Origin of the sequence: Streptomyces sp. SID9727 (genome assembly GCF_010550605.1) — a bacterium.
Lineage (GTDB): Bacteria > Actinomycetota > Actinomycetes > Streptomycetales > Streptomycetaceae > Streptomyces.
Window position 1 is genome coordinate 1 of record NZ_JAAGNI010000229.1, and the last position, 9,826, is coordinate 9,826.

Sequence of the window (9,826 nt, forward strand, 5' to 3'; positions counted from 1 at the left end):
CCCTGCCGTCCACGGTGACCAGCCTCCCCGAGGAGAGCGACGAGGCCGCCCCGTCCGCCTCGCCCTCCGCCTCCGCCTCGCCCAGCCGCTCCGCCTCTCCCCCCTCGTCCGCCTCACCCTCCGCGTCGGCGTCCGCCTCCGCTTCGGCCTCCGCCTCCCCCTCCCCCTCCCGCTCCGCCACCGCGTCCTCCGCGGCCCCCGGCGCGGGCGCCGCGGCGTCGCCGTCGGTCAGCACGAGCAGCAGCGGCCCGGCCGAGGGCGTGGCCCCGCCGCCCGATGCGCCGGACGACGCGGGGACGCTGCGGCGGGGCGACCAGGGCGCCGAGGTCGCGGAGCTCCAGAACCGGCTGCGTGAGGTCTGGGTGTACAACGGCCCGGTCGACTCGGACTACGGGGACCGCACGGAGAGGGCCGTGCGCGACCTCCAGACCTGGTGGAGCATCAAGGGGGACCCGGAGGGCGTCTACGGCCCGAACACCCGAAGCGCCCTGGAGGCGAGGACGACGGGGCGCGGACGCCGCTGACGGCGTCCGGCGGGCACGCGGCGCGCTCCCCCCGCCCCGCACCGGGCAGCGATTCGCATTCGCGACCGCGTTTTTGTATCGTGGAGAAACAAAGTGGCCCCTGCGCGCACACCCTGACCGGCGGGCGGGGGCCGCTTGTTCTCCCGCGCCGCCCACCTCCGCGGCGTTCGCTTCCCCCCGCTCTGGAGCCCGCCCATGCCGGCCACCGCCCTCACCGCCAAAGCACTGCTGCTCGACATGGACGGCACCCTGGTGAACTCCGACGCCGTCGTGGAGCGCTGCTGGCGGCGCTGGGCGCTGCGCAACGGGCTGGACCCGGAGGAGGCGCTGAAGGTGGTCCACGGCCGCCAGGGTTACGCCACGATGGCGGTCCTGCTCCCGGAGCGCCCGATGGAGCAGAACCACGCGGACAACAAGGTGATGCTCGCCGAGGAGACCGCCGACACCGACGGCGTCGTCGCGATCGGCGGCGCCCCCGCGTTCATGGACGCCATCGCCGCCCTGCCGCACGCCCTGGTCACCTCGGCGGACCTGGCTCTGGCGACGGCCCGGATGGGCGCCGCCGGACTGCGGATGCCGGACCTCCGCGTCACGGCCGAGAGCGTCGGGGCCAGCAAGCCGGACCCGGAGGGCTTCCTCAAGGGCGCGGCGGCTCTGGGCTTCGCCCCGGCGGACTGCGTGGTCTTCGAGGACTCCGAGGCGGGCATCGCGGCGGGCCGGGCGGCCGGTATGCGCGTGGTGGGCGTCGGCCCGCGCGCGGGTGCCCACGCGCCGGACGCCCATGTGGCCGACCTGACGCAGTTGCGCGTCGAGGCGGCGGCGGACGGCGCGATCACACTGCACTTCGAGGCGCGGTAGTCTCCCGGCGGGACGCGCGGCACCCCGCCCGCCGCCCGCGCCGGTACCTCCCGCGCCCGCCCCGGGGCCGCTGACCCCACGTCACACACCAGTACCACGAATCTCCGTACGGCCCCCGCCCACCCCGGGCGGGGGCCGTACGCGTGCGCCCTCGCGCAGGTCACCGGCGTCCGGCGCGGCACCGGACCGGCTCACCGCGCCCGCGCGCACGGATCCGCACGCCCCCCGCGCCACGAACCCTTCTGCCAGATCCCTTGATGTGACGTGCCCATGTCGCCACTCTGTTACCTGGCGCCCACCCCACGGAAACCGGGCGCCGCCACGATGGCCGGGCCGTTCATGACGGCCCGTCCACATCCCCCCACGTCCAAGGGAGTTCGCATGTCAGGTGTCTACGCGCGTCGCATAGCCGTCCTCGCCGCATCCGCCGCACTCGCCGCCACCACCGGCCTGCTCACCGCGCCGAGCGCCCAGGCCGCCATGCCCACCCCGGTCTCCGCGTCCACCGCCCGCACGTATCTGAGCGAGCTGACCGTGAAGGCGGAGGGCTCCTCCAGCGGGTACAGCCGGGACAAGTTCCCGCACTGGATCACCCAGTCGGGAGCCTGCAACACCCGCGAGACCGTCCTGAAGCGGGACGGCACGAACGTCACCCAGGACTCCAGCTGCGCGGCGACCGGCGGCAGTTGGTACTCGCAGTACGACGGCGCCACCTGGACCGCCGCCTCCGACCTGGACATCGACCACATGGTGCCGCTCGCCGAGGCGTGGCGCTCGGGCGCGTCCAGCTGGACCACCGCCCAACGCCAGGCGTACGCGAACGACTTGACCCGCCCGCAGCTGATCGCGGTCACGGACAACGTCAACCAGTCCAAGGGTGACCAGGACCCCGCGTCCTGGATGCCGCCGCGCGCCGCGTACAAGTGCACCTACGTGCGCGCCTGGGTCCACGTGAAGCACTACTACAAGCTGTCCGTCGACTCGGCCGAGAAGACGGCCCTGCAGTCCGCGCTCAGCGGCTGCTGAGCCGAGGAGCACCCGACCGCGACCCCACCCCGGTGGCCCCACCGGCCGATGCCCGAACGACGGGCCGGCCGGCGGGGCCACCGACGTGTTTTCGGCCTACTACTGCTGTTCATGACAAGCCGTTCGGTGCCGTCCGGCCGGCCGCCGGGCCGACGGCCCCTCAACGGGGCCCGAGCGGCCCGGAACTCCAGTGGGGCTCCGGTGAACGCCGGGGGTGCCGTGGTGGGAGCGCCGGCCGGCGAGACCGGACGCCCGTGGCCGGAAAACTGCGCCGCCATTGGTTCAGGCCAAGCAGCGGAACGAGGCTGCCCAGTTCGCGGCGTTATTGGCGCACCGAACGGCTCACAACAGCCCATCCGGTTTCAGCCAGTCGACAAAACGTTGAACTTGCAAGTATTGGTGAGGTCTACCTAATCTTTTGCGCCCAGTCGGTTCACGTCCCCACCAGACCGAAGGAGTCCCTCCCCCATGACCCCACACCTCCACCGGGCGCAGCCCTATGTCCTCGCGCTCTTTCGCATCGTCCTCGGCGGGCTCTTCGCCTGCCACGGCGCCGCCTCGGTCTTCGGCGTCCTCGGCGGCGCCCACGGCGGCGGTTCCATACCCGCCGGCACCTGGCCGGGCTGGTACGCGGCGGTGATCCAGCTCGTCGGCGGCGTCCTCGTGGCCCTGGGCCTCGGCACCCGGTTCGCCGCCCTGATCTCGTCCGGCTCCATGGCCTACGCCTACTTCACGGTCCACCAGTCGAACGGCCTCCTCCCCCTGCAGAACGGCGGCGAGCCGTCGGCCGTCTTCTGCTGGGTCTTCCTGCTGCTCGTCTTCACCGGCCCCGGCGCCCTGGCCCTGGACAACCTCCTCACCGCCCGCACCCCGGACCGCCAGGACCGGGACCGCACCCCGGAACAGAGCTCCCCGGTCGCTGTCTGACCCCTCTCCCCGCTCCACCCGGGCCCGCCGGACCGACCGGGCCCCGCACACCCCACGCGTACCGCCGGGAAACCGCTCCCCGGCGGTACGCGCCCGCCCCGGCCCCCACCGGGGTGCCCAACATCACGCATATATATGGATCACCGGGTGAACGGCAGGCGTACGCTGTACAGCTGAACCTGCCGCTCCTGCCGCTCCCCTGCGACGTCGCGGCGTTGTCACCGATCGGGGAGTAGAAGGTGCTCGAGAGTGTGGGTGCGCTGACCGGCAGCCCATGGATCTATGTCGCGGTCGCCCTCTCCGTGCTGCTGGACGTCTTCCTCCCCGTACTGCCCAGCGGCGTGCTGGTGATCACCGCCGCCACGGCCGCCGCGGCCGGCACCACCGGTGTCGCCGCCGACGCGGCGGGCGCCGCCCGCCAGGTGACCGAGGTCCCCTCCCTGCTGGCCCTCGTCCTGTGCGCCGCCACCGCCTCGGTGCTCGGCGACTTCGCCGCCTACCGGCTGGCCCGGCACGGCGGCGAGCGGCTGGACCGGGCCATCGCCCGCTCCCGCCGCCTGACCTCCGCGCAGGAGCGCCTCGGCGCCGCCCTGAGCCGGGGCGGCGGCATCCTCGTCGTCATCGCGCGCTTCGCCCCGGCCGGGCGCTCGGTCGTCTCGCTGGGCGCGGGGGCCTCGCACCGCAAGGTGAAGGAATTCCTGCCCTGGTCGGCCGTCGCGGGCGTGGCCTGGGCCGGTTACAGCGTGGGGCTCGGCTACTTCGGCGCACAGTGGCTGGGCGCGAGCTGGCTGGGGACGGCCGTCTCGGTCCTCGCCCTGTTTCTCGCGGGCTCCTTCGCCGCGCTGCTCATGCGGCGTCCGGCCGCCGCCGCGGCCGCCGCGCCCCCTATGGCGTCCTGACACCACCCCGTATCTCCAGGCCGTCGAGCAGCCGGGCGGTCGCCTCGGCGATCTCGTCCACGGCGCGGTCGAAGACTTCCCTGTTGTGCGCGGCCGGGGCGCGGAAGCCCGACACCTTGCGGACGTACTGCAGGGCGGCGGCGCGGATGTCGTCCTCGGTGGCCTCTTCGGGCAGGGCGGGCGGTCTGAGCGTCTTGATACTGCGGCACATGTCTCCAGTGTGACCCGGGCCACTGACAACGGCACGGAGCCGGCCGGGAGCGGCCGGTCAGATGACCGGCTTCCGTGCCGTGCACAGGGCCCAGATCACGAAGGTGTCGATGGCGAGGGAGACCACGGCCCAGACCGGCTGGTAGGGCAGCCACATGAAGTTGGCGACCATGTTGAGCGCCGCGAGCCCCACACCGGCGCCGCGCGCCCAGGCGGAGCCCTTGAGGATGCCCCAACCGACGACCGCGATGACGATGCCGAGGATGAGGTGGATCCAGCCCCAGGCCGTCACGTTGAACTTGAAGACGTAGTCGTTGATCCGTGCGTAGACGTCGTCCGACGCGATACCGGCGATGCCCTTGATCGCGTCGAGCACCCCGTCCACCATCAGCAGCACACCGGCGAACATGACGCCGCCGGAGGCCCAGGGGTTCTCGTCCCCCGGGCGCGGCCCGGAGGGCGACGAGGACGAGGAGGGGGTGCCCGGCGGGGGCGCGGTCTGTGCCATGAGGACTCCAGGGCCGGTGGAAAGTGCAGGTCAGACCGACCCTGCGCCGCCCTTCCCGGCGCGGCTACACGGAAACACCCGTACGGGTGACGTTCCCGGCGTCCGCCCCGCCCCCGCTCCCCGCCTCTTCCGCCGTACCGCGCGGCCGCCCCGACGACCCCAGGACCACGAACACCGTGGCGACGAGGAGCACCCCCGCCACCACCCGCAGCCCGTCGGACATCGCCGGCACGAAGGCGGCGGCGCCGGAGGCCCCGGCGCCGCCCGCGCCGGTCCCGGAGGCGAGCACGGTGCCGACGACGGCGACGCCGAGCGCCGCCCCGATCTCGCGCGCCGCCGTGTTGAGCCCGGAACCGAGCCCGCTGCGGTGCGCGGGCAGCCCGACGACGACGGCCGAGGTCAGCGCGGGCGCGCAGAGCCCCGTACCGGCGGAGATGACGAGCAGGTACACCGCGTACAGGGCGTACGGAGTGCCGCCGTCGGCGGTCGAGACGAGGAGCAGGCCCAGGCCGATGACCGCGAGCCCGCCGCCCGCCACCGGCCGGATGCCGTACCGGTCCTGCCAGCGCGCCCCGAACTTCGGCATGACGGCCATCCCGACGGTCAGCGGCACGATCGCCACCCCGGCGAGGCCGACCGGGAAGCCCTTCACGTACTGGAGGTACTGGGAGTTGACGTAGAACAGCGCGAACAGCCCGAAGAACGCCGTGGCGATCCCCAGTGTCCCGGCGCGCACCACCGGCGAGGCGAAGATCCGGGGGTCGAGCAGCGGCCGTGCGGCACGCAGCCCGTGGACGGTGAAGGCGGTGAGCAGTACGGCTCCGAGGCCGAAGGCGGTCAGCACCCGCGCCGATCCCCAGCCCTGCGGAGGGCCCTCGATGATCCCGTACACCAGGGCGGTGAGGGCGGCGACGAGCAGCAGCGAGCCGAACGGGGCGGGCGCGGCGTCCGTCCTCTCGGGGCTGCGGGGGGTGAGGCGGGCGACGGCGAGGGCGAGCAGCGCGGCGAGCGGCACCATGGCCCAGAACAGGGCGCGCCAGGTGGAGAACTGGCCGGCGAGGCCGCCGCCGACGTTGCCCGCGAGGCCTCCGAGACCGGCGGCGAGCGTCCAGGCCGCCAGCGCCTGGGACCTGCGGGCGGGTGGGGCGAGGGTGATCAGGAGGGACATGGTCGCGGGCATGATGAGCGCGGCCCCGGCCCCGCACACCCCACGCCCGGCGATGAGTACGGCGGGGACGGTGGCGAGCGCGCTCACGGCGGCGCCCGCCGCGAAGAGGCCGAGCCCGGCGAGGAGGGCGCCCTTGCGTCCGAAGCGGTCGCCGAGCGCGCCGGCCGGGATCAGCAGCCCGGCGAAGACGATGACGTACGCGTCGACCGACCACAGCAGTTCGCCGGCGGAGGGATGCAGGGTGGAGGCGGCGAGCTGGGGGATGAGCAGGTTGACGGCGGCGACCATGCCCTGCGCGACGAGCACACAGGCACAGAGCACGTACTGCGCGGCTGGGGCAAGGGGCGGGGGCTTCTGGGCATACGGGGACAACGCTCCTCCTGGGAGCCGTGGTGGGTGGGATGTGCGTCCACCGTAGAGTTGGCGCGACTTGCTTTCCAATGCATCTTCGGCAAGGGATGTATGCGCGTGACGCAATCCGGCCTTGACCTCAATCTTCTGGTCGCCCTGGACGTCCTCCTGGACGAATGCAGCGTCTCCGGGGCCGCCGCCCGGCTGCACCTGTCCGAGCCCGCGATGAGCCGCACCCTGGGGCGCATCCGCAGGGCGCTCGGCGATCCGGTGCTGGTGCGCGCCGGGCGCGCGATGGTTCCCACGCCGCACGCCCTGGCCATCCACGGCGAGGTGCGCGCGGTCGTGGAGCGGGCGCGCGGGGTGTTCCTGTCGGGCGGCAAGGTCGATCTGCGCGCGCTGTCGCGGACGTTCACGGTGCTGGCCCAGGACACCCTGGCGGCGGTCTCCGGCCCGGCGCTGTTCGCCCGGATCGCCCGGGAGGCACCGGGCGTGCGCCTCCGCTTCCTGATGGAGAGCCATGTGGACGGGCCGTTCCTGCGCGAGGGCGCCGCCGATCTGGAGGTGGGGGTGATCGACACGCGTTCCCCGGAGGTCCGCCGCGAACACCTCTACGCCGACCGGATGCTGGGCGTCGTACGGCCCGGCCATCCGCTCCTGGACGGTGAGGTCACCCCGGCCCGGTTCGCCGCCCACGACCATGTGACGGTGTCCCGGCGCGGCCGGACGCGGGGGCCGGTGGACACCGCGCTCGCCGAACTCGGCCTGAGCAGGCGGGTCGTGGCCAGCGTGGGCACCCTGCCGTCGTCCCTGTTCATCCTGCTCGGCAGCGACCTGGTCGGCCTGACGTCCCTGCGGGCGCGCCCGCTGACGGAGCCCCTGGGGCTGCGGACGTTCGAGGTCCCGCTCCCTCTGCCGCCGCTCCCCTTCGGCATGGCCTGGCACCCGCGCCACGACGCGGATCCGGCGCACGCCTGGCTGCGGCAGTGCTTCCGGGAGCTGGCCCGCGAGGAGTCGCCGGAGGGCGACGCCGGAAAACCGCTGTTCCCCGTCCCGCCGGGCGGCTAACCTCCCACCGACCGACGACCTGAGGATCGACCGACGACCCGAGGAGGGGAAGTTGCCCGGTAGCCCGCGCACGCGCTGACGTCGTAGACCGACCCGTCATCGCGTGCTGCCTCCGAGCGCGGCACAGCGAGCCTTTCCCGCCGGACCGCCGACGCACCCCTCTGTGCGCGGTGGCGGCGGAGCCTTGCCATCCGCTGTTCAAGGGGCCCCGTGCATCCCGTTTCCCGTACCCCCTCCCCCGCCCTCCGGCGGGACTCCGACTTCCTGCGCCTGTGGTCCGGGCAGACCGCCTCCCAGTTCGGTGAGCAGGCGCTCCTGGTCGTCCTGCCGCTGGTCGCCGTCGTCTCGCTGCACGCCGACGCGGGTGCGCTCGGCCTGCTGCGCGCGGTGGAGCAGGCGCCGATCCTGCTGCTGTCGCTGTTCGCGGGCGCGTGGGCGGACCGCCGCCGCACCCGGACGGTGATGGTGGCGGCGGACCTCGGCCGGGCGCTGGCCCTGGCCGCGGTGCCGCCGGCGCTTCTGTTCGGCGTGCTCGGGCTGCCGGTCCTGCTCGCGGTGGCCGCCCTGCTCGGGGTGGGCAGCGTGTTCTTCGACGTGGCCTACCAGGCGTCGCTGGTGCGGCTGGTGGACCGCGAGTTGCTGATGCGGGGCAACAGCGCGCTGGAGGGCAGCAGGTCGGCGGCGCGGATCGGCGGCCCGGCGCTCGGCGGGGCGTTGATGTCGGTGTTCTCACCGCTGCTCGCGGTCGTCACCGGCGCGGGCTTCTTCCTGCTGTCGGCCGTGTCGATCGGCCGCATCCGCCGCCCGGAACGCGTGCCCGCACCCGCCGGGGCCCCCGCGCCGGTCCTGCGGCGCATCCACGAAGGGCTCCGTTTCGTGGCCCGGCACCCGGCGCTGCGTGCGGTGGGACTGGCGTCGGCCCTGTTCCAGTTCTCGCTGGCCGCGCTGATGACGGTCTATCTTCTGTTCCTGCCGCGCGAACTGGGCCTGTCCGGCGCCGAGGTGGGACTGGCGCTCGCGGCGACGGGCCCGGGTGCGGTGCTCGGGTCGCTCCTCGCGGCGAGGCTGCCGGAACGGCTGGGGTACGGCGTGGTGCTGGTGGGGTCGGCGGTCCTGGCGGACGGAGTGATGCTCGGCGTACCCGCGCTGCACGGCTCCGGGCCCCTGGTCCTGCCCGCGCTGATGGCCGTCAACCTCGTCTTCGGTACGTTCGGCCAGCTGGTCAACGTCACGGTGATGTCCGTACGGCAGGCGGTCACCCCGGTCCGCATCCAGGCGCGGGTGGTGGCGACGATCAACTTCGCCGGAATGGGTCTCACCCCCTTCGGCTCCCTGCTCGGCGGCTTCCTCGCGAGTACGTGGGGGCTGCGCCCGAGCCTCCTCGTCACGGCGGTCGCACTCGCCCTCTCCCCGCTGTTCATGGCGCTCTCCCCCTTGGCCCGCCTGGGGAAGGCGCTTCCCGTCGCAGCTCAGGGCGGCCCGTCATATGCCGGTGAGTAACCCATGCCTCGCGTACGATACGGACATGAGCGAACGCGCGATGCAGGAACCGACCGTTCTCCTCCTGACCGCCCTGGCGGACGAGCCCCGGCACGGTTACGCCATCGCGCGCGAGGTCGAGACGATCTCTTCCGGCCGGGTCAAGATGCGCACCGGCACGCTCTACGGGGCGCTGGAGCGCCTGCTGAACGAGGGCCTGATCGCGGTGCACGCGGAGGAGGTCGTGGACAGCCGGCTCCGCCGCACCTACACGCTCACCGCCACCGGCCGGGAGACCCTGGCCGCCGAGGCACGGCGGATCGCCGCCACCGCGCGTGAGGCCACCCGGCGCCTGGGGGCCGCCGGGAAGCCGGCCACCGCATGAGCACTCCGCTGCTGCGGCTGTACCCGGCCGGTTACCGCCGCGCCTTCGGGGAGGAGATCGCCGAGGCGTACCGCGAGGCGACCGAGGGCGCGGGCCGGACCGCGCGGTTCCGGGAGGCGGGCGACCTCGTGGCGCACGCGCTGCGGATGCGGATGCGCCTGGGTTCCGCGCAGCGCGCCGGCCGCCTGTTCGCCGCCGCCGCGCCCTTCGCGCTGGCCGCGACGGCCGCGTACGCCGCCTTCGGTCTGGTCTCGATGCTCGGCGACTGGCGGCTGAGCGGGAACCCGGACTTCCTGGTCCCGCTCAGCTACCTCATGACCGGCTGCGACCTGGTGACGCTGGCGGGGGCGGTCCTGGCGCTGGGCGGGCGTTTCGCGGCGGGGGCGCGGTGCGCGTTCGCGGGCGCGCTGGTCCAGGAGCTCG

General features: G+C 73.9%; 12 protein-coding genes and 1 pseudogene. 9 read left to right on the forward strand and 4 right to left on the reverse strand.

The window, feature by feature from the left end; translation table 11 throughout:
- The coding region (locus tag G3I41_RS36845) for a hypothetical protein (protein WP_239081628.1) at positions 1–235 on the reverse strand (235 nt) is incomplete at its 3' end.
- A gap of 25 nt (positions 236–260) precedes the next feature.
- Between G3I41_RS36845 and G3I41_RS36850 the strand changes: the two genes are divergently transcribed.
- From G3I41_RS36850 to G3I41_RS14615, 5 genes are all read left to right on the forward strand, one after another.
- A complete protein-coding gene (locus G3I41_RS36850) occupies positions 261–524 on the forward strand; it encodes a peptidoglycan-binding domain-containing protein (protein WP_343242125.1) in 264 nt (87 codons plus the stop codon).
- 195 nt (positions 525–719) lie between these two features.
- Positions 720–1,382 carry an HAD-IA family hydrolase gene (locus G3I41_RS14600; RefSeq protein WP_164400638.1) on the forward strand — a complete coding sequence of 221 codons (663 nt, stop codon included), beginning with the start codon at positions 720–722 and terminating at the stop codon, positions 1,380–1,382.
- Between the two features lie 381 nt (positions 1,383–1,763).
- Positions 1,764–2,408 (forward strand): HNH endonuclease family protein, encoded by a 645-nt coding sequence (locus G3I41_RS14605; RefSeq protein WP_164400639.1) that lies wholly within the window; start codon positions 1,764–1,766, stop codon positions 2,406–2,408.
- A gap of 468 nt (positions 2,409–2,876) precedes the next feature.
- Positions 2,877–3,335 (forward strand): DoxX family protein, encoded by a 459-nt coding sequence (locus G3I41_RS14610; protein ID WP_164400640.1) that lies wholly within the window; start codon positions 2,877–2,879, stop codon positions 3,333–3,335.
- A 239-nt stretch (positions 3,336–3,574) separates the two neighbouring features.
- A complete protein-coding gene (locus G3I41_RS14615) occupies positions 3,575–4,234 on the forward strand; it encodes a VTT domain-containing protein (protein ID WP_026171563.1) in 660 nt (219 codons plus the stop codon).
- On the opposite strand, the gene G3I41_RS14620 is transcribed toward G3I41_RS14615, so the two are convergent.
- The 3 genes from G3I41_RS14620 to G3I41_RS14630 form a co-directional block, all read right to left on the reverse strand.
- Positions 4,221–4,445, reverse strand: a complete 225-nt coding sequence (locus tag G3I41_RS14620; RefSeq protein ID WP_164400641.1) for a DUF2277 domain-containing protein — start codon at positions 4,443–4,445, stop codon at positions 4,221–4,223. The genes G3I41_RS14615 and G3I41_RS14620 overlap by 14 nt on opposite strands.
- 57 nt (positions 4,446–4,502) lie before the next feature.
- Complete coding sequence (locus G3I41_RS14625; RefSeq protein ID WP_164400642.1) at positions 4,503–4,952, reverse strand: hypothetical protein; 450 nt, start codon at positions 4,950–4,952, stop codon at positions 4,503–4,505.
- 64 nt (positions 4,953–5,016) lie between these two features.
- The gene (locus G3I41_RS14630) at positions 5,017–6,492 is read right to left on the reverse strand and encodes an MFS transporter (protein ID WP_164400643.1); all 1,476 of its coding nucleotides are present in this window, start codon (positions 6,490–6,492) and stop codon (positions 5,017–5,019) included.
- 90 nt (positions 6,493–6,582) lie between these two features.
- Between G3I41_RS14630 and G3I41_RS14635 the strand changes: the two genes are divergently transcribed.
- From G3I41_RS14635 to G3I41_RS14650, 4 genes and pseudogenes are all read left to right on the forward strand, one after another.
- On the forward strand, positions 6,583–7,539 hold the full coding sequence (locus tag G3I41_RS14635; protein ID WP_164400644.1) for a LysR family transcriptional regulator: 957 nt from the start codon (positions 6,583–6,585) through the stop codon (positions 7,537–7,539).
- 210 nt (positions 7,540–7,749) lie between these two features.
- Positions 7,750–9,039: an MFS transporter gene (locus G3I41_RS14640; RefSeq protein WP_164400645.1), complete on the forward strand. Its 1,290-nt coding sequence runs from the start codon at positions 7,750–7,752 to the stop codon at positions 9,037–9,039.
- 25 nt (positions 9,040–9,064) lie between these two features.
- Complete coding sequence (locus tag G3I41_RS14645) at positions 9,065–9,403, forward strand: PadR family transcriptional regulator (protein WP_164400646.1); 339 nt, start codon at positions 9,065–9,067, stop codon at positions 9,401–9,403.
- Positions 9,400–9,826: pseudogene (locus tag G3I41_RS14650) on the forward strand (hypothetical protein); the annotation flags it as partial. The gene G3I41_RS14645 and the pseudogene G3I41_RS14650, both read left to right, overlap by 4 nt.

Bases quoted from the DNA above. Each gene is read 5' to 3' on its own strand.
- G3I41_RS14635 (WP_164400644.1), top strand. From the start codon at position 6,583: ATGCGCGTGACGCAATCCGGCCTTGACCTCAATCTTCTGGTCGCCCTG.
- G3I41_RS14605 (WP_164400639.1), top strand. From the start codon at position 1,764: ATGTCAGGTGTCTACGCGCGTCGCATAGCCGTCCTCGCCGCATCCGCC.
- G3I41_RS14620 (WP_164400641.1), bottom strand. From the start codon at position 4,445: ATGTGCCGCAGTATCAAGACGCTCAGACCGCCCGCCCTGCCCGAAGAG.
- G3I41_RS14600 (WP_164400638.1), top strand. From the start codon at position 720: ATGCCGGCCACCGCCCTCACCGCCAAAGCACTGCTGCTCGACATGGAC.
- G3I41_RS14625 (WP_164400642.1), bottom strand. From the start codon at position 4,952: ATGGCACAGACCGCGCCCCCGCCGGGCACCCCCTCCTCGTCCTCGTCG.
- G3I41_RS14610 (WP_164400640.1), top strand. From the start codon at position 2,877: ATGACCCCACACCTCCACCGGGCGCAGCCCTATGTCCTCGCGCTCTTT.
- G3I41_RS14645 (WP_164400646.1), top strand. From the start codon at position 9,065: ATGAGCGAACGCGCGATGCAGGAACCGACCGTTCTCCTCCTGACCGCC.